Genomic DNA, 20,414 nt, shown 5'->3' on the forward strand with positions numbered 1-20,414 from the left:
CTCCCGAAAACAGTTATTGGCTGCTTTCGGGAGCTTTTCATTTAATTATCATTCTTTTTGCGCTTTCTGCTTATAAGCATAAGAGCTGCGGCAGGTGCGGCAATGAACAAAATATCGAATCTGTCGCCTGTGGAAGGACTGTCTGAGCCTTTTTTGCCTGAAGTAGCTTTTGCAGTGGTTTTGGCAGTTACAGTTGTTGCTGCTGTGGTAACAGCAGAGGTCGTAGTCACAACGGGCTCTTTGAATATGTTTTTTGCTTTGATGTCCGTATGTCTTAACGTATCGCTGTAGGTACTCATAAGGTCAAAGCTGTAATTTTCACCATTGCGGTATACGAAGCTGAAATGTGCATCTGCACAGCCTATAGTAGTTGAAAGATAGCCCGAATGTGCATAAGTGAATTTCAGCGGCTGAGTGTCATAGCTTCTGCTGCTGTATTCAATAGTGCTCATGAGCTCGTCGCCGTCGGTCATGATAAGCTCACTTTCCTGTCTTGAATGGTCATGACCGAAGAGGTATATTATATCCATATTGTACTTTTCGGCATAGCTGTTTATGAGTTTAGCGAGCTTAAAGGAATTATCAATGTTATACTGGTTTTCGCCTATCCATTTTGATATAGCACCGCCGCTTGGCGTTACCGATTCGGGCTGGACGCCGAGTACATGGAGTCCCGAATGGGCTGATATCACCACCAGTTCGCCGTGGTAATCCTCGGCAGTTTTTTTCAGGAAGCTGTCAAGCTTATCTATTGTCCTGTCGTAGGAATATGTTATATCACTTCCGTTTATTTCGAGGGAAGCTTCAAAATTCAGACCGTAGACTGTAATGCCCTTTGCGAAGCGGCTGCTTTTTCCGTTTATAGCTGCTGCATCGGAAGTGCCTTTGAATATCTGTCCGCCGTATGGTGAGCGGTCATTTTCAGCACCAAGACCTGCTTTGTCGGACATTATTGAAGCAGCCTCGCCCGAATCATGGTTGCCTGACACAAATACAGCATCAATTCCGCCCAGATATGAGACTATCTGAGGGTAATAGCGTTCAAGCATGATATCCTTGCTTGCGGTCGGTCCATTTACAAGGTCGCCCGTGCATATGACAAGTGCAGGGATATAGCCGCCTGTATGTTCAATTACCTTTTCTATTGCATCAGTGATAAAGGGGTATTGCTCATGTATATCTGAGAAAGTAATAAAGGAATCCTGCATAACGCCCTTTGTGATAATAAAGGCTGCGTCAGCCGATCTTTCGCGGTAATGTATATCCTGAGCGTCATGGGCTTCTATGAGACAGTTTACGCGGTGTACTCCTGCTTTTTTCCCTGTAAGGGAGTCAGCCCTGAATGAAAGCTCTGCACAGGACTGTTCTCTGCCGTCAACGAACCATCTTATACTGTCAACAGTTATATCATCTGACAAAAGCTTTGCTGTGAATACAGGTGCAGCATATCCGCTTTCCTCGATAACATAGCTGTCGGCGGAAGGATGCTCCGCAATACAGCGGCTAAGATATTCGTTTTGTGAATACAGGTTCACTTCGGCAGCTTCTGTGGGATCATTTGTACATGAAAAGGGGACATCGCTTCCTTCGCTGTATTTGAGATAAGCGGTGCTGCCGTTTTCTCTGTAGCAAAGACTGCCATCGCAGTAGTCCCATGCATTTTCACCGTCCGCCCACCAGTTTGAAACGGTATAAAGCTCATTTTCATGGCTCACAAGATAAAAGGAACGTGAAGAGAGTGTGGTATATTCGGGAGCAGTGCTCGTTACCATAGTTCTCCTGTAATAATGCCACACGTATTCGCTTACATTGTCGTTGCAGGCTGTCAGGATTTCCTGTTTGCCGTCAGAGCCTTTTACTGTTATAATATAATCATTTCCGTCTTCAAGCTCGTTGACCTTATACCATTTTTCGCCATTGGCAAGTGTGAGAACGCCGTTTTCAACACTGGAAGGAGAAACTGCGGTATAATAGTCGACTTTAGCTGTCTGTGCCCGAAACGGCAGGAACGTAAAGCAAAGGACTGCGGCAGCAGACACAGCAGCTTTTTTTAAAAGTCTCATATCCAAAAAAACTCCGATCTGTCTGAATAAAAGTATTACTTATATATTATACCATATATCGGCGAATATTTCAATGTTCTTAATGAAACGAATATTACCCAAAATTAATTGGAGAAAGCAAGTTTATTTGTTTATGCTTACAAAAAACACCTGCAGGATTTGTAAGCTATTGACAAAAGCCAAAGTAAGTGATATTATAGGGTTAGCAAAAACTAACTCTATAATAAGGCATTTGAAAGGGTTTGAGTTGACTAACACGAATATAGATTTGTAAAGGCTAACTCTAATATAATATATCAGCACATCATATGCCGTATAAAAGCAAAACAGGTACAGAAAAATCTGTACCTGCTTTCCGAGGATATGATTAAATCAAAGAAACATTTTCCGCAGCGATGGGGGGAGTGAACTGCGGAAGGTTTCTGTAACCGGCTTTTATATTGCGACAGCAGTAAATGTGCTTACATTAGTATAAATCGGATCAGCGAATATAAATCAGACAGATCTGAATATATTTTTTTATTTTAACAATGTTTATCGGGAAAATGAGAGCTTTGATCGAAGATACCCATTGCGGTATCTTTAAAAACTGATATTTTACAGGTTTAGGAGCAGACTATGGAAACGCTTAGAAGTATAAAAATAGGTGAGACTGTCAGAGTTGAAAAGGTCGGCGGCGAAGGTGCGCTCAGGCAGCATTTTCTTGATATGGGACTTATCCCGGGTGCAGAGGTAACTCTCGTAAAATATGCGCCTATGGGTGATCCTATGGAGCTGAGGCTGCACGGCTATGAGCTTACCCTGCGCCTTGCAGATGCGGAGCAGATAGAGGTCTGTCCTGTCGCTGCGAAGGCAGAAGAAGTAAAGCCAAATAAAAAACACTCAAAGACCGATCACCCGGGACTCGGTGAAGGCGGACGCTTCCATGCAAAAGGTGACGGTGTACCGCTGGAAAAGGGCACAGTGATACGTTTTGCGCTTGTTGGCAATCAGAACTGCGGCAAGACCACACTTTTCAACCGCCTTACCGGTTCAAAGCAGCACGTAGGAAATTTCCCCGGTGTTACAGTTGACCGCAAAGACGGCTCTATCATAGGTCATGAAGATACTCTTATCACCGACCTGCCGGGAATATATTCCATGTCGCCCTACAGCAGCGAGGAGATAGTTTCACGTAATTTCGTACTCAATGAGAAGCCCCACGCTATAATAAATATCGTCGATGTTACGAATATAGAGCGAAATCTCTATCTTACCATGCAGCTCCTTGAAATGAACATACCAATGGTTGTTGCACTGAATATGATGGATGAGCTTACCTCAAACGGCGGAAGTATTGACATAAACCAGATGGAAAAGCGTCTCGGAGTACCTGTTGTGCCTATTTCGGCGGCAAAGAACAAAGGAATCGAGGAGCTTGTGGAACACGCGATACACGTTGCATATTATCAGGAAAGACCTCTGCGATATGATTTCTGCGACAAGACCGAGAACGGCGGCGCAGTACACCGCTGCCTGCACGGAATATCACATCTTATAGAGGATCATGTTGAGGCGATAGGAATGCCGCTTAGATTTGTTACCAGCAAGGTCATAGAGGACGATCCTCTTGTAATAGAAAAGCTTGAACTTGATCAGAATGAGATCGAGACTATGGAGCATATAGTCACTCAGATGGAAAAGGAACGCGGTCTTGACAGAAGCTCTGCCATTGCAGATATGAGATTCAGGTTCATACACAGGCTCTGTGATGATACTGTAAAAAAACCTGCCGAGAGCAAGGAGCATATCCGAAGCCGAAGGATAGACAAGGTGCTTACAGGCAAATATACTGCGATACCTGCGTTTATCCTTATAATGGGACTTGTATTTTTCCTTACCTTCAATGTTATCGGAGCTTTTTTGCAGGACATTTTTGAAATGGGCGTTGATAAGGTCACGGAGCTTACCGATAAGGCGCTTAATCATGTAAACGTAAATTCAGTCATTCACGACCTTATTATAAACGGTATTTTTGCAGGTGTGGGAAGCGTCCTCAGCTTTCTGCCTGTAATAGTAACGCTGTTCTTCTTCCTGTCAATGCTTGAGGACAGCGGCTATATCGCACGAGTTGCCTTCTTTATGGACAAGCTTCTGCGAAAGGTGGGACTTTCGGGAAGAAGTATAGTTCCGCTGCTTATAGGATTTGGCTGTTCGGTACCTGCCGTAATGTCCACAAGGACACTGCCCAGTGAACGAGACAGAAAGATGACCATACTTCTCACGCCATTTATGAGCTGTACTGCAAAGCTGCCGATATACGCGTTCTTCGTGAATGCTTTCTTCCCTAAACGGGGAGGATTTATAATGGTCGGACTTTATCTTCTCGGTATAGTTACGGGAATACTTGCTGCTTACCTCTTCAAGGGCACTTTATTCCGCGGCGAAGCAGTTCCTTTTGTAATGGAACTTCCCAACTACAGACTCCCTGCCGCAAAGAACGTTGCACAGCTTCTCTGGGAAAAGGCAAAGGACTTTTTGCAGCGAGCTTTTACGGTAATACTTATTGCTACAGTAGTTGTATGGTTCCTTCAGAGCTTTGATACCCATATGAACATGGTAAGCGATGCAGGGGACAGCATACTTGCAGCCATAGCAGGCATTTTTGCACCTGTAATGAGTCCTGTAGGGCTTGGCGACTGGCGTATACTTGTTGCGCTTATAAGCGGATTTATGGCTAAGGAAAGCGTAGTATCCACACTTGAGATACTGTACTCGGGCAGCGTTGAGACGGCTATGACTTCACTATCCGCAGGCTGCCTGCTGGTGTTCTCACTGCTGTATACTCCCTGTGTTGCGGCTATTGCAGCTGTAAAGCGTGAGCTTGGAAAAAAATGGGCTCTGGCAGAGGTAGTATGGCAGTGCGGAGTAGCATGGGTGATGACACTTATCATACGTGCGGTACTTATAGCGATAGGAGTGAGCTGAATGAATATAGCTGATATTATCCTTATACTGCTTATTGCTGCGGCTCTTGTATTTGCGGTAAGGGCTTCGGTGAAGAATGCAAAGAGCGGAAGCTGCTGCGGTGATTGTACAAAATGCAGCGGCTGCAATAAAGAATGAAAAATACCTGTAAAGCCTCTTTCGTGGAGCTTTACAGGTATTTCTTCTTTTAAATCGATTATAATCTGTCTGCAATATCCAGTATCATCTTTTCGGTCTTTTCCCAGCCGAGGCAAGGGTCTGTGATAGATTTTCCGTAGATATGCTCATCTATCTTCTGTGAGCCGTCTTCGATGTAGCTTTCGACCATGAAGCCTTTCACAAGCTTGCGGATATCGCTGTTATAGCGGCAGCTGCTGATGACTTCCTTGACTATTCTTGGCTGTTCCAGAGGGCGCTTGCCTGAGTTGCAGTGGTTTGTGTCAACTATTACGGCAGGATTTTCAAAGCCCTTCTGCTGATACATATCGAAGAGGAGCTGTAAGTCCTCATAGTGATAATTAGGCATATGCTGACCGTGATTGTTCTCAAAGCCTCTGAGTATGGAATGTGCGAGGGGATTGCCCTTTGTGCTTACCTCCCAGCCACGGTAAAGAAATGTATGACCTGACTGTGCAGCCTCAATAGAGTTCATAAGCACTGGGATACTGCCGCTTACAGGGTTTTTCATGCCTACAGGTATATTCAGACCGCTGGCAGTAAGACGGTGCTGCTGATTTTCAACAGAACGTGCTCCCACAGCCACATATCCGAGAAGGTCGTTGAGGTAACGGTGGTTTTCGGGGTAGAGCATCTCATCAGCACAGGTAAAGCCTGTTTCCTGAATTGCGCGGAGATGCATTTCACGTATTGCAACTATACCCTTGTACATATCAGGCTCCTTGCTTGGGTCGGGCTGGTGGAGCATTCCCTTGTAGCCCTTGCCTGTAGTTCTTGGCTTGTTGGTATAGATACGCGGTACTATGAGTATCTTATCCTCGACCTTGTCCTGCACCTTTCTCAGACGGCAGATGTAATCGAGAACGCTTTCCTCTATATCTGCGGAGCATGGTCCTATAATAAGGAGCAGCTTGTCAGAATTTCCGCTGATAACATCAGCTATCTGTTTGTTTCTTGCTTCTATGACTTTTTGAAGCTTCTCCGAAACGGGGTACTGTGCTTTGACCTCGGCTGGGATAGGAAGCTTGCATTTGAAGTTCATATTCATATATTTCTCTCCCTCTCTGATGATTTATAACAAAATGCTCATATCACTTTAATGGTATCAGCAGCTGCGGCTTTAACCTTTGCCGAGCATTTCTTCCAGTATCTCGGCTGAATCGGTAACACAGCCCCTGCATGAGCGAAGTCCGCTCTTTAACTCGCGGCACATGACAGATTTGTTGCGCGAGATGAATTCAGTTTCAAATTCGTTTATCTTGTCCGTATCTTTTCCGTACTTGCTTGCAAGAACGTATTCAGCCGCCATTACAGCACCGCATTTGCCCATTTTTCCCCCTGCAAAGGGAGCAGCTGCGGTTTTTGCCTGCTCCTTGTCCATTCCTGCTTCATCGGCAAAGGCACAGAGTACAGATGCGGAACAGCTGTAGAAGCTCTTGTGATACTTGACTGCGTTTTCGGTTTTTTCTGCCATTTATATCACTCCTTAGATCATATATCTATATAATAGCAGAAAAAGCGCAAAAAGTAAAGACAGCTTTTCGGAAAAAAGTCGGTTCATAAAAAAATGATGAAATTTATGCCATTTTGTGCTATTATTAATATATAGATTTTTTGGAAATGAGGATAGCAATGAATAAAATAAAAAACACAGCAATAACCGCAGGAGCTTTGATACTTACGGTTGTACCGACTGTTGGCAGTACGGGCAGTATTTCAGGATATGCGGCAGAGATATATTCCATTTATCCATATGGCAGAGAAATAAAGGTTGAAACAGATGAATGGGAAGCTTCTAAATCCGGGTATTACGACGAAAATGTTACTTTGCGCGGATATAATGGCAATAAGGAAAAAGTAGTGATACCCGAATATATTGACGGGTTAAAAGTTGAAAAATGCGATATCGTATGGAGCGATTATCCCTTTGTAAGATCAGTAACATACCCGGATGTCGAATTTTATAATTATTATATTTCTGATTCAAATGTAGAGGAGCTTTATCTGCCATTTGTTACCGATGCAAGCGAGATAGGCTCTCAGGATAACACAAAGCTGAAGATCATCGGCTTTGCCGATAATATGAGTTTACTTGAATTTCCCAGCGATGCATATAAAGACTGCACAGCTCTGGAAACTGTAAAGATGCCCACGGAGTACAACAGAGTTAAAGTCGGATCTTATGCTTTTTTCAATACAAATTTAGGCGAGGTGGGATTTGAAAAGCCGTCGGTTATCGGCAGAAGCGCTTTTGCAAATTGCAGATCACTGAAAAGCATAAAGCTAACTGACTCTAAGGTGGGATCACGTGCTTTCAGCGGCTGCGGTTCATTGAAGGAAATAAGCTTTTCCGGCAGGATAGCTCTCGACGACCTCAGTTTTTATGACTGCCCCGAGCTTGAGAATATAAACCTAACAGATGCTGATGTAACTTCCGATGCTTCTTTCAGCAGCTGTCCGAAGCTTTTTTATATAAACTCGGAGCCTGCTTTTGACAGTAAGACAGGGGATTTCGCTCCCGAGTACAAGGATTTTATTTTCAGAAATTTTGCCTCATCTGATGATGTGGGATTTATAAATCAGTACATCATGGCACAGGTCAGGAAGATAGTTGAGGAAAATATTACAGACGATATGACAGATGTTGAAAAAGTAAAGGCGCTTCATGACTGGGTTTGCAGTAATACCGAATATGACCCGGGAGACAGATCAAGCAGAAAAAACCACAATGATGCTTCTGTATTTATGAATGAAACTACTGTCTGCGACGGATACGCAAGGATATGCAATCTGCTTTACCATGAAGCAGGGATAGAGACCTGCTTTGTACAGAGTGATATACACGCATGGAATATCGTAAAGCTTGGCGGTCACTATTTCCATATCGACACTACATGGGACGATATTGACAGTGAAAAAATATCTTACGACTGGTTCATGAAGTCGGACGCAGAGCTGAAAAAAGCAGGCGGTGCTCACGGAAAATGGGGAATATATAAGGTTACTTCTCTTCACAGCTTTCAGAGCGAGGTTATGCCCGAATGCAGGTACAGCTGCGGAGATCTTAACACAGACGGCGAGTTGGGAGTATCCGACCTTGTGAAGATGAGCAGGTATCTTCTTGGAAAAGAAACTATAAATGATGAGGACTATCCTCTGTCAGACCTTGATCTCAGCGGAAGTACCGATGTATTTGATATGATAAAGCTCAGGAAGCTGCTTCTGAATACTGCAAAATAGTATAACGAACAGCAAATATCAACCAATAGTTGTATTTAATCTATTTTTATTCGCTTGTATTCTACCTGAGGTTGTGGTAGAATAAATATAGAAACGAAAAGGTGAGGTGTGAAATGGATAAAAACAGCACTTTCCGTACAAACCTTGTTAAACGCAGAAAAGCTTTAGGGCTGACTCAGGAGCAGCTTGCGGCACGGCTCAACGTTTCACCGCAGGCAGTATCAAAATGGGAGAATTCCAGCTATCCCGACGGAGAGCTTCTTCCGCGGCTTGCAAAGGAGCTAAACATCTCACTCGATTCTCTTTTCGGTGTAAAGGTCATGGACAGCGAGCGCGATATCGAACAGCTCATAGACGACGAGGTACGCTCTGTTCCCGAAGAAAAGCGTTCAGAGCTTTTTATGAAAATGATGTATACTGCGCTTTGCGCCTGCAACCCGAATAAAGATACAGTGGGCAGGCTGCGCAGCAGCTTTGAGCACGAGACCTTTGCAGGACTTAAAACAGACCGTGAATTAGCACTCTCACGGCTGAATACCGATCTCAGGTACTTCTGTTTCCTTGAGATACCCGAAAAGGGCGTTAATTCCTACTTCGGTGACACCACAAATATGGTAAGGCTGTTCAATACACTTGCCGACGATGATGCAATAAGTATAATAAGCTATCTCGGAGCAAGCGTAAGGAACAAGATGTTCTCGGTAGCGATGATATCGGAAAAGCTGGATATACCGTCGGAAAAGGTCCAGCACATCATCGACAGGCTCGACCGCTTCGGACTTGTCTGGCGCGTTTCTGCCGATATTAATGATCAGCCTGTTATACTCTACGGCTACACACATCATACATCACTTACTCTTATACTGGTACTGGCTAAGACCATTACCAACTACCTGAAATACATGGATCCCAATGTTGAATTATGGGAGCGCGGAGCTTTCAGGCGCGAGAACGGTGAACAGGACGAGATAGTGCCGCAGGTGCCGTGGTGGAAGGAAGGCGAGCTATAGGCGATAACAGCATAAGCTGTTAAAAAAACCGTTTAGGCACGGGTAAAAAACAGGAGGAAAAAACATGAAAAAGACAGCAGCGTTTCTTGCAGCCTGTGTCGTATCAGGCTGTGCAGTTACTGCTCCTATGAGCGGTATCCCAAGCAGTATCGCAAATGCAGCAGGCGGCTATGATATGAATATCACAGTCGATCTCAAGGGTGAGCGAAAAGAGATATCTCCCCTTATCTATGGCGTGAACCAGTACACCACTAATCTCAAGGACGTGAAAACCAATGCTGTCCGTCAGGGCGGCAACCGTATGACAGCATATAACTGGGAGACAAACGCTTCCAACGCAGGTTCTGACTGGAAGCACAGCTCGGACACAAATCTCTCAGAATCAGACGATCCCGCTGACTGCGTTCAGGTACTCTCAAAGGACGCAGCAAAGAACAATGTGGGCTACAAGCTCACAACATTACAGCTTGCAGGCTATGTTTCGGCAGACAAGGACGGTACAGTAACGGAGGAGGAGAAAGCTCCTTCAAAGCGCTGGAACAAGGTAGTTCTCACAAAGGGAACTGATTTTGCCGATACACCCGATCTTACAGACGGCGTAGTCTACATGGACGAGTACGTGAACTACATCATCAAGAAGCTGGGCAATTCAAAGTCTGAGACAGGTATTCAGGGCTACAGCCTTGACAATGAGCCTGTTCTCTGGAACGACACACACAGCAGAATGCACCCCGAGCCCGTAACTATCAAGGAGCTTGGTGAAAAGTCCATAGAAATGGCAAGAAACGTAAAGAAGCTTGATCCCGATGCAGAGGTATTCGGACCTGCTCTCTACGGCTATACAGCCTTCGATCACCTCGATGATGACGATGCACATACCGAGTGGGAGGAAGTTAAGGCTGCAAATAACTATCACTGGTATCTTGACTGCTACCTCGATCAGATGAAAAAGGCTTCCGAGGAGACAGGTACAAGACTTCTCGATGTACTTGATATCCACTATTATTCAGAGTCTGCAAGAAACGGCATTGAGGACAGACTCCAGTCTGTACGTACTCTCTATGAGGAAGGCTTCTCCGAGAACAGCTGGATAGGTCAGTGGTGTATGCAGAACGTACCGATACTCCCGACTATACAGGCTTCTATCGACAAGTACTACCCGGGCACAAAGCTTGGTATCTCAGAGTACAACTTCGGCGGCGGAAATGACGCTTCGGGTACTATCGCTGAGGTCGAGGCACTTGGCTGTTATGCAGATAACGGCGTTTACTTCGCATCGCTCTGGGGCGGCGAGCCGTTCATCGTTTCAGGTATCAACCTTTACACAAACTATGACGGCAAGGGCGGCTGCTTCGGCGATACTCTTGTTCCTGCAAAGACAGAGGACGTTTCAAAGTCCAGCACATATGCAGCTGTAAATGCAAAGGACGACTCACAGGTAACTGTAATGGTCACAAACAAAAATCTCAAGGAAGCTGAGAATGCTGTTATCGACCTTAAAAACACAGACAACAGCTATAAATCGGCAGCTGTATACGCTATTTACGGCGACGACGAGCAGATAAAGCTCATTGACATTGTTAAGGACGTAAAGGACAACAAGGTAAATGTTGAACTCCCTGCTTTCTCTGCTGCTATGGTAGTAGTATCCGATAAGGCTGACGCTTTTGACGGACTCAAGACCTTTGAAGAGACAAAGACTGAGACAGTAACAAAAGAATTCACAGATATAAAGAAGCTTACAAACGACAAGGGCTACGTTGTAGTACCTATCGAGGACGCTAAGCACCTTTCAAAGATCATCATCAACGGTGATGTTACTTCAAGTGCAGGCTCAAGCTGGGGAACAGCAGGCTGCGCAGTATGTATAAATGCGGTTTCAGACGCAGGCGAGAACTTCTGGACATACAAGAGCTACAGCCTTAATCTGGGCAATTCTACAGCTACAGTCAAGTTTGACGGCATACTCAACAAGGAAACAGGCGAGGGTGCTGACAAGGTAGTTGAAGAGCTTAAAGCTACTGTTGCTGACGGCAAGATAGAGCTCCAGAAGTGGTGGGACGCTTCCGAAAAGAGCGAAGCTTCCGTAGAAGATGTTATCGCAGTTGATTACAAGAGCATACAGGTAGTATATGAGTATGCACAGGGCGAAACACCTACAGTAAAGCCTGATACAACAACAACTACCACAACAGTAACAACAACTACTACTGCTAAGACTACAACTTCAACTGCTGTATCAACAACAGCGACCACATCAGGTACACCTTCCGATGTTAAGTACGGCGACGCTAACTGCGACGATACAGTTGACCTTTCAGATGCTGTACTCATTATGCAGAGCCTTGCAAATCCAAACAAGTACGGTCTTACAGGTACAGAAAAGAGCCATATCACAGATAAGGGCTCAAAGAATGCCGATGTTTACAACACAGGAGACGGAGTTACAACAAATGACGCAGTATCAATACAGAGATATCTGCTCAAGCTTATTCCTTCGCTTCCCGAAAAGTGATCTCTATTTTTTAATACCTCTCATAAAAAAGGACTCCGAATGGAGTCCTTTTTGCTTGACAATATGACTTTTACGTGATATAATACTTTTAACAAAATTTGAAATGAGGAACTGAAAATGGCGGACAAAAAGGCACTTATCGTAATTGATATGCAGAATGATTATCTCTGGGACAAGAGAATGAAGAAATTCAGCTATGATACTGAAAAGCTCACAGCGGAAGTGAACAGGAGCATCAGTGAATTTCACGCAAACGGCGATGATGTTATCTATATTGCGCAGATGTTCCCGAATATAATCACAAATAAGTGGTTCATAGGCTTTTCCATAAAGGGAACGGAGGGCGCGGAGCTTTACAAGGGAATGGACAAGGTCACAGACCTGTACTTTGAGAAAAATCTTCCCGATACCTTTACTGCCGCAAAATTCAGGGAGCACATGAAAGCTCAGGGCTATAAAGAGGTAGTTCTGTGCGGACTTGACGAGTGCGGCTGTGTAGGAGCTACGGCAAAGGGAGCAGTCAAGGCAGGACTCAGCGTAAGTATAATCGAAAAGAGCACAGGCTGCCGTTTCCCTGATGCGAAGCATAAGAAAATGAGAGATAAACTCACATCTCTCGGTGTAAAGTACATCTGAATAAAACAAAAACGGAAGGTATAATATTTAATGCCTTCCGTTTTTTAATCTGTAAACTCTGTATGGTTTTTCCCGTTGTTTTTTCCTTTGTAGAGGCGTTTGTCGGCTTTTGTGATAACACTGTCTATTTTATCGGTCTGTATTCCCGTGTTTACGCCGAATGTCATAGTAACGCCGAATTCGCAGTCCTCAATTTCAAAAATATGTGCTCTCAGCGACTTATGCAGCTTTTCCGTAAATTCGACACCGTCTTTGATAGTGGCTTCGGGGATAACGAAGAGAAATTCCTCACCGCCCCATCTTGCGGCATAGCCACCCTTGGGTATAAGGCTTATAAAGAGATTGGCGACATAAACCAATACCTTATCGCCTATATCGTGTCCGTAGGTATCGTTTATCCTCTTGAAGTTGTCTATATCACCTATACCGATAACATAGCTTGTAGAAGGAGTAGGGCATTCTCTGCGGATAGTTCTTATATTCTCATTCATAGCGCGGCGGTTGTAAAGCTGTGTAAGAGGGTCTATTGAAGCAAGATTTTTGAAAGTCTCGCGCTGATGTACGAGCTTGAATTCCATATATTCACGCTGAAGCATATAACTTGAAGAAGCGAACAGCATAACAAAAGCACCGATAAAAACATTGGTTATATGCATGGCTCTGAGAGTACCTGCGTCCTCAAGGGCGTATTTAAAAACAGTATCATCTGTAACTGTGATCTTCAAATAAAGATATATCCCCATCGCAATGGATGTGACGATGAAAGGGACATAGAAGTGCTTGCTTTGAGTAAGGAAGGTTGCAGGGATTATCAGCAGCAGGAACATACCGAAGTCGGGTTTCCAGCCGATAAGATGTGTGGCATATGCCGCATGAGCTATGATCTCAAGATCGGAGAGATAGACCAGAATGCCTTTATTATCTTTTAAAACAGGTATAAGTATCAGTGTTGTTAAATAAAACGCGATGCTGCCGATATTGAAGTATATCATTTCCTTTATATGCAGCATATAAAACATGATAAAATAGGAAATATGTGCAAAGAGACAGCCGCACAGACCGATCACGTAAATTGCTTTTTCGTGTGTATTGTCAAATAAATGCTGATGGTCTTCTATAAACTCACGCAGGATTTCCGAACTTTTTCGGAAGGTCATAAAAATAGTCACTTCCCTTCGGGTGAGTTTTTACTCATAATAATCTATTATACAATAGTATACATCAAATCAATACAAATTTCAATAAATAAATTGTAAAAAAACGCCTGTATATGAAAAAATAATAAATATCTTTGACTTTTTTGGCTTTATACGGTGGATAAGAAGATGAATAAAAACTTTTGATCGTGAAAGCGCAATTTATGTAAAATTTGCCATAAAAGAGCAATTTCCGACTGCTTGCACGATATGTTATTTTTGCGAAAATCAGCCGTTTGCGGGTGGGCTTTCAGATAAATATCTGTCTAATATTTCAGCAGCAGTACGAACGAATCTGACGCAGGGGCGTACTTTATAGTATTCCTCTGTTCTTTTTTCGGGCTCGGGAGTGCTTGTTACTGTCAGTCCCTTCAGCAGTTCGCGGCAGATAATAGTATCATGGGCTTCCTTGAACTGAGATGCGAGATACTGTATCCTCTTGTAATGCTCTGATTTATCTTCATGTGAGAAGCTTTCTCCCGGTCCGTAGACTATGCCTGCTATCATAAACATGGCAGAGCAGGTGCCGCAGACCTCGCGCATACGCCCCATTCCACCGCCGAATGAGGAGGAAAGCTTTATAGCAAGCTCTTTGTCAAGTCCCGTAACATCGCAGAAAGCAACAAGGACAGACTGAGCACAGTTGAGTCCGTCTGCAAAAAGCTGACAGGCTTTGTCAGCATGATCGTATTTCATAAAAACAACTCCTTGATAAGTGTCGATAGAATAATTATATCTCTTTTCCGGCGTAAAATCAACGCGTGACGGCGAAAAAACATTCTTCAATGTTATTACGTCCTAACAAAATGGATTCTTATTTTTGAGCTTTTTTCTTGATTAACATTCTGAAATGTAGTATAATGTTTACTGTATGCAAGGGCAGTTTATTCGGCTGTCTAAAAACCGAAAGGAGTATTTATAATGATTTATTCGCACGAAGTTGAAACAATGTGCCCGATCGCACAGGGCGTTGCTCACGGCGCAGCTCCGATACCTGAGGAAGCAAAATGGGTAAAGGCTAAGGAGATAAAGGATATTTCCGGATTTACACACGGTATCGGCTGGTGTGCACCTCAGCAGGGTACCTGCAAGCTCACACTTAACGTAAAGGAAGGCGTTATCCAGGAAGCTCTCGTTGAGACTATCGGCTGCTCAGGTATGACTCACTCTGCTGCTATGGCTGCTGAGATCCTCCCTGGCAGAACAATTCTTGAAGCTCTTAACACAGACCTTGTTTGTGATGCTATAAACACAGCTATGAGAGAGCTCTTCCTTCAGATCGTATACGGACGTTCACAGTCTGCATTCTCTGAGGACGGTCTCGTAGTTGGTGCAGGTCTTGAGGATCTCGGTAAGGGACTCCGTTCACAGATCGGTACTACATATGGTACTCTCAAGAAGGGACCACGCTATCTTGAACTCACAGACGGATATATTACAGGTCTTGCTCTTAATGAGGACAACGAGATCATCGGCTATAAGTTTATCAACTTTGGTAAGATGATGGACTTCATCAAGGCCGGCGATGATGCAAACACTGCTTTTGAAAAGGCTCAGGGCCAGTACGGCAGAGTTGCTGACGCAGTTAAGATCGTTGATCCAAGAAAAGACTAAGGAGGACTTGTAAAATGGCTTTATTTGAATCATATGAGAGACGTGAGAAGCAGATTCTCGCTGTTCTTAAAAACTACGGCATCGGCTCTATCGAAGAGTGTGCTGACGTATGCAAGGCTAAGGGCCTCGATATCTACAAGCTCGTAGAGGGTATCCAGCCAATTTGTTTTGAAAATGCAAAGTGGGCTTACACAGTAGGCTGCGCTATCGCTATAAAGAAGGGCTGCACAAGAGCTGCTGACGCTGCTGCAGCTATCGGTGAAGGCCTCCAGGCTTTCTGTATCCCTGGTTCTGTTGCAGATCAGCGTAAGGTTGGTCTTGGTCACGGTAACCTCGGTAAGATGCTTCTCGAAGAAGATACAGAGTGCTTCGCATTCCTTGCAGGTCACGAGTCATTCGCTGCTGCTGAAGGTGCTATCGGTATCGCTGAGAAGGCAAACAAGGTACGTAAGAACCCACTCCGTGTAATCCTTAACGGTCTCGGTAAGGACGCTGCACAGATCATTGCTCGTATCAACGGTTTCACATACATCGAGACAGAAATGGACTACGCTACAGGCGAAGTTAAGGAAGTATTCCGCAAGGCTTACTCAGACGGTCTCCGTGCAAAGGTTAACTGCTACGGTGCAAACGACGTAAGAGAAGGCGTTGCTATCATGTGGAAGGAAAACGTTGACGTATCTATCACAGGTAACTCAACTAACCCAACACGTTTCCAGCACCCTGTTGCAGGTACATACAAGAAGGAGCGCACAGACGCTGGCAAGAAGTACTTCTCAGTTGCTTCAGGCGGCGGTACAGGACGTACACTCCACCCGGATAACATGGCAGCAGGCCCTGCTTCTTATGGTATGACAGATACTATGGGACGTATGCACTCTGACGCTCAGTTCGCAGGTTCTTCATCTGTTCCTGCTCACGTTGAGATGATGGGTCTTATCGGTATGGGCAACAACCCGATGGTTGGTGCAACAGTTGCTTGCGCAGTTGCTGTTGAAGAGGCTATGAAGTAATAGCTAATCGGCTATAATACGCTATAAAATGAAATCCTGACAGGTTTTACGACTTGTCAGGATTTTACTATTTTCTGGGACTATAACGTGTTTTGTCACCCGTTTGTCATCCTGTATATACAGCAAAAAACCGTCCTATGGACGGCTTTTGTAATATCTTTAATTATATTTTAGTCCAGTTCTTTTCTTTCCGCACTGTCAACGAGCCACTTGTCGCCGATCTTGACAATGTGTATATCTACCTGTGTTACACCGCCTGTAAGCTCGTAATCAGCTCTTGCAGTAAACTCGTCATCGCTTGCAGAAATGATCTCGGGATCGAATTCGTCCCAGCCGTAAATATATGCTCTGCCGCCGGTTTTTGCATAGAGAACACCGTCTGCTTCGGTAAAGAAAGGCTCGTCACCTTCGATGAGGTAGGTATGCTCTTTATAGAATTCACCTGTGAAATTATCCGAAAGGAATGACTTTATTTTGTCAAGATCAGAAAAATCGTATGAATCTATTTCACCGTCAGTGACCTTGTAATATGTTGGATCAGATGCAAGAGGCTGGTTTGCATCAATAATTATACAACCGCTGCCCAGCATTTCTGATGCTGTCATTGCCTCCATAAGCTCTACGGTAATTTTCTTGTATTCCTCTTCGTTTTCAGCAGCAGGCTTAGCCTCTGTAGTATCTTCCTCGGCAGCAGTTGTTGCTTCGGAGGTTGTTGTCTGCTCTGTAGTTGTTGTGCTTTCAGTTGTAGTCTCAGCTTCTGTAGTCATTGTAGTTGCAGTTGTAGTTGTCTCTTTAGCTGATGAATCATTTGATGACTTCTTGTCCGAGCAGCCTGTAAATGCAGTCATAACTGCGATAACTGCACCGACAGCAATAATTTTCTTCATATTTGATCTCCTTCTTCCTTGCTCTGCATAAGAGCGCTATGTTGGTCACTGAAGCCGCATATACGGCAGGAGCGATCTTTTTATAAATTATATCACTGCTTTTATGAAAGTCAATAATTGTTACAGCATTTGTAACTCTTTTTATTATCTTGACTGAAAAAAATCCGCACACTATATATAAATATATTTAACTTGACATTGGTGAAAGGGGAAATAATAAAAAAGGACCGCCTTTAAAAGGCGGTCCTTCACGTTGTCAGATTTTGCAGAATACGTTTGAGATAGCACAGCTGAGTGCCTGATACTGATGCTCTAATTCAAGATCATCTACGTATTCATTGATTTCTTCTCTCAGATCCCTTGGTGTTTCGTCTTCGTCAATAAGAACGCTGTCAACCGAATACCAGAAGTTACTGTCCATAGTGAAAATAAGAACTCCGCACTGTTCACACTTTCTTCCTAAGATCTGGCTGACAAACTCTTTGCTGACAGGCAGATATAAGCAGTCATAATCCTCATCATAGATGTAGGAATTGTTACCTGTCGTGATGTCGTCGTAAATTGCTCCTAACATTGAAAAAAGTTTCATAAAAAAGCCCCCTATAAAATAAAAATTATGTTATTATAATACTTGGAATATGGGCATTTGTAAACCCCTTTTTTTGAAATGTTACAGTTTATTAATTTTATTCGTTATACTGCAATAAAAAAAATCTGCAATGTTGTCTATATTGCTGTAGAAAAATGGGGTGTAGAGTTGTAGAAATTGCTGATATATTTCGATTTTGTAAATGTGATAGTTAAATGAACAAAGAAACACTGCGGAAACAATTTATTCCGCAGTGTTTGACAAGTTTTATTTAAGCACTTTTTCATCAGAAGGAAGAGTAACCTTTGTAAAGACTGCGGCTTCATCACCGCCTGCCATAGTCAGGGTATTTCCGATTATTGTTACAGTACCTGCTCCGTTGAATAAAGGAGTAAGATTTTCATTTGTAGTAATTGTCAGCCTGTTGCCATCCAGTTTATAAGTGAAGAAGTTGTTATAGACTATCCTGCTCTTGCCTTCCTCATAGAAATCAATAACAGAATATACTGAATCTGCGCCTGCATTTCGGTCCTTTTTGAAGCCGTTAAGGATAGTGTTATAGAATACACCGCCATAGAGGTGATATGTTCCCAAATATCCGTCAGTGCTTTCTATCCTTGACATTTCGATAAGCTTTTCCTTACCGTTATCAACGGTTATAGTTCCGTTTTCCTCCTTGAATGAACCTGAGGAGACAGCGGAACCTGTCACATAAAAGTCATTTCCGCTGAAGTAGAAAAGGTCAGAGGTCATATCGAATATTCCGCCGGTACCTTCTTTTGTAAAGAATAATCCGTAATTATTTGTGTTTTCTTCATCTTGCTGATTGAGCTCCCAGAAGCCTAATATATCCTTGCTGTAATCTACTGTAGTATTGACGGTAGTTGTGGTGGTTGTAGTTGTCACCGGAGCGGTCGTAGCAGCAGATGAGCCGTTTACGAAGGTCTCAAGGTCAAGAGTACCGCTTGTGGATGTGTATGCGTAATATGCAAGGATATATGAAGCATCAACTGCATCGACATAATTGTCATGGTTTACATCAGCAGCTTTTCTCTGTTCTTCTGTGAAGGTACCGCCCTTATGAGTTGCGTTGTTTGCGTATTCCGACAGTATCAGAGATGCGTCTACTGCATCTACATAACCGTTGTTATTGACATCACCGAAAGTATATGCAGCAAATGCCTGTGCAGCAGATGATATCAGCAGTACAGAAGAAGAGAGTACAGAACAAGTTATTTTAGCGATAGTGTTTTTCATAGTTTACCTCCATTAAAGATTTTGATACATTTATTTTAGCAGAAGCGGAATATAATGTCAATGTGAAATTATCACAGAAAACAGCTTTTGTTGACAGCAGAAATGCGAAGTGGTATAATTAACAAGAAGTAAGGGGGTACAGATAATGAAAAAGGTTTTAAAAAGAACAATTGTAATATTATTGATTTTTCTTATTGTATCGTTTGTAATAGCATATGTGATAACGTCAAAGGAAATGGCAAAGAGCTTCGGGCGCGGTGATTATCCTGACAAAAACAAATCTGCTACATGGTTTTACGACCATTATGAGAATGAGTATCCCCGTGAAGAAGTGAGCTTTAAATCGGGTGACAATACCCTTAAAGGCTTCATATACGGCATGGATAATGACAAGGGACTTATCGTGTTTGCTCATGGCATAGGCAGCGGACATGAGATGTATCTCTCGTTTATCACGCAGCTTGTTGACTGCGGCTGGCGTGTATTTGCCTACGACTGCACCGGCAGCGGTTACAGTGAGGGCGACGGTACAAAAGGTCTGGCACAGTCTGTTATCGACCTTGATAATGCTCTGACATATGCGGAAAGTGATGCTCGTCTAAATATATTTGATAAATTTGTACTGGGACACAGCTGGGGCGGATATGCAGCGGCAGCTGTACTGAATTTTGACCATGATGTCAAAGCCTGCGTTACTATGTCTGGTTATAATACTCCGTATGAGGAGCTTTCGGAGACTTGTGAGGTAAGATTTGGCGGTTGGAGCAAGCCTCTCAATCCTGTGGTATGGCTGTACAATAAAATAGAATTCGGCAGCAATTCCTCTATATCGGCGGTTGACGGCATAAACAAGTCAGGTATACCTGTGCTTGTGCTGCACGGCGACGACGATGATGTCATAGATTATAACGGAGCATCGGTAATTGCTCATAAGGACGAGATAACTAATCCCAATGCGGAGTATAAGGTATATGACGAAGTGGGCAGAAACGGACATAACAGCTATTTCTACACTCCCGAGTACAAGAAATACAAGGAGGAAGTCCTTACACCAAAGAGTGATGAGCTTGAAAAGAAATACGGCGAGGACATTCCCGATGATGAATACATAAGCTTTATCAATATGATAGACAAGAAGCTGTACAACAGCACAAATGACGAGCTTGTGGAGCTTATTGACGATTTCTTTAGCAAAAATCTGTAATAACAAGGGCTGCTGATCTCAGCAGCCTTTTTCGTGCCTGAAACTT

The 20,414-nt window shown here is 43.6% G+C and carries 17 protein-coding genes; 9 read left to right on the forward strand and 8 right to left on the reverse strand.

Annotation, left to right across the window (positions count from 1 at the left end):
- Positions 1-41 precede the first annotated feature (41 nt).
- Entirely contained in the window at positions 42-2,063 is a 2,022-nt protein-coding gene (locus L870_RS0111535; RefSeq protein ID WP_028518272.1) for a metallophosphoesterase family protein, read from the reverse strand.
- 618 nt (positions 2,064-2,681) lie between these two features.
- On the opposite strand from L870_RS0111535, the gene feoB reads away from it, so the two are divergent.
- On the forward strand, positions 2,682-5,030 hold the full coding sequence (gene feoB / locus L870_RS0111545) for a ferrous iron transport protein B (RefSeq protein ID WP_028518274.1): 2,349 nt from the start codon (positions 2,682-2,684) through the stop codon (positions 5,028-5,030).
- A complete protein-coding gene (locus L870_RS19055; RefSeq protein WP_080676436.1) occupies positions 5,031-5,168 on the forward strand; it encodes a FeoB-associated Cys-rich membrane protein in 138 nt (45 codons plus the stop codon).
- Positions 5,169-5,226: 58 nt separating this feature from the next.
- Here the strand turns inward: L870_RS19055 and L870_RS0111555 are convergent, their stop codons facing one another.
- Positions 5,227-6,255 (reverse strand): 3-deoxy-7-phosphoheptulonate synthase, encoded by a 1,029-nt coding sequence (locus tag L870_RS0111555; RefSeq protein WP_028518275.1) that lies wholly within the window; start codon positions 6,253-6,255, stop codon positions 5,227-5,229.
- 72 nt (positions 6,256-6,327) lie between these two features.
- On the reverse strand, positions 6,328-6,681 hold the full coding sequence (locus L870_RS0111560) for a C-GCAxxG-C-C family protein (protein WP_028518276.1): 354 nt from the start codon (positions 6,679-6,681) through the stop codon (positions 6,328-6,330).
- 158 nt (positions 6,682-6,839) lie between these two features.
- On the opposite strand from L870_RS0111560, the gene L870_RS0111565 reads away from it, so the two are divergent.
- The 4 genes from L870_RS0111565 to L870_RS0111580 all read left to right on the forward strand — a co-directional run bounded on the left by L870_RS0111565 (position 6,840) and on the right by L870_RS0111580 (position 12,608).
- Complete coding sequence (locus tag L870_RS0111565) at positions 6,840-8,447, forward strand: leucine-rich repeat protein (protein WP_028518277.1); 1,608 nt, start codon at positions 6,840-6,842, stop codon at positions 8,445-8,447.
- A gap of 113 nt (positions 8,448-8,560) precedes the next feature.
- The gene (locus L870_RS0111570; protein ID WP_028518278.1) at positions 8,561-9,457 is read left to right on the forward strand and encodes a helix-turn-helix domain-containing protein; all 897 of its coding nucleotides are present in this window, start codon (positions 8,561-8,563) and stop codon (positions 9,455-9,457) included.
- Between the two features lie 64 nt (positions 9,458-9,521).
- Complete coding sequence (locus tag L870_RS17485) at positions 9,522-11,972, forward strand: glycoside hydrolase family 44 protein (RefSeq protein WP_037272055.1); 2,451 nt, start codon at positions 9,522-9,524, stop codon at positions 11,970-11,972.
- Positions 11,973-12,089: 117 nt separating this feature from the next.
- On the forward strand, positions 12,090-12,608 hold the full coding sequence (locus L870_RS0111580) for a cysteine hydrolase family protein (protein WP_028518279.1): 519 nt from the start codon (positions 12,090-12,092) through the stop codon (positions 12,606-12,608).
- Between the two features lie 44 nt (positions 12,609-12,652).
- On the opposite strand, the gene L870_RS0111585 is transcribed toward L870_RS0111580, so the two are convergent.
- Positions 12,653-13,765, reverse strand: coding sequence for a GGDEF domain-containing protein (locus tag L870_RS0111585; RefSeq protein ID WP_051411533.1), 1,113 nt, complete (start codon positions 13,763-13,765; stop codon positions 12,653-12,655).
- Between the two features lie 267 nt (positions 13,766-14,032).
- Entirely contained in the window at positions 14,033-14,500 is a 468-nt protein-coding gene (locus tag L870_RS0111590; RefSeq protein WP_028518281.1) for a C-GCAxxG-C-C family protein, read from the reverse strand.
- Between the two features lie 225 nt (positions 14,501-14,725).
- Here L870_RS0111590 and L870_RS0111595 point away from each other — a divergent pair, with 225 nt between their 5' ends.
- On the forward strand, positions 14,726-15,418 hold the full coding sequence (locus L870_RS0111595; protein ID WP_028518282.1) for an iron-sulfur cluster assembly scaffold protein: 693 nt from the start codon (positions 14,726-14,728) through the stop codon (positions 15,416-15,418).
- 14 nt (positions 15,419-15,432) lie between these two features.
- Positions 15,433-16,431, forward strand: coding sequence for a GGGtGRT protein (locus L870_RS0111600; protein WP_028518283.1), 999 nt, complete (start codon positions 15,433-15,435; stop codon positions 16,429-16,431).
- A gap of 170 nt (positions 16,432-16,601) precedes the next feature.
- Here L870_RS0111600 and L870_RS0111605 read toward each other — a convergent pair whose 3' ends face one another.
- The 3 genes from L870_RS0111605 to L870_RS18625 form a co-directional block, all read right to left on the reverse strand.
- Positions 16,602-17,318, reverse strand: a complete 717-nt coding sequence (locus L870_RS0111605; protein ID WP_028518284.1) for a hypothetical protein — start codon at positions 17,316-17,318, stop codon at positions 16,602-16,604.
- A 256-nt stretch (positions 17,319-17,574) separates the two neighbouring features.
- Positions 17,575-17,907, reverse strand: a complete 333-nt coding sequence (locus tag L870_RS0111610; protein ID WP_028518285.1) for a hypothetical protein — start codon at positions 17,905-17,907, stop codon at positions 17,575-17,577.
- A gap of 267 nt (positions 17,908-18,174) precedes the next feature.
- Entirely contained in the window at positions 18,175-19,164 is a 990-nt protein-coding gene (locus L870_RS18625; protein WP_028518286.1) for a dockerin type I domain-containing protein, read from the reverse strand.
- A gap of 145 nt (positions 19,165-19,309) precedes the next feature.
- Between L870_RS18625 and L870_RS0111620 the strand changes: the two genes are divergently transcribed.
- Positions 19,310-20,368: an alpha/beta hydrolase gene (locus L870_RS0111620; protein ID WP_028518287.1), complete on the forward strand. Its 1,059-nt coding sequence runs from the start codon at positions 19,310-19,312 to the stop codon at positions 20,366-20,368.
- Positions 20,369-20,414 lie beyond the last annotated feature (46 nt).

Origin of the sequence: Ruminococcus flavefaciens ATCC 19208, from assembly GCF_000518765.1 — a bacterium.
Classification (GTDB): Bacteria; Bacillota; Clostridia; order Oscillospirales; family Ruminococcaceae; genus Ruminococcus; species Ruminococcus flavefaciens.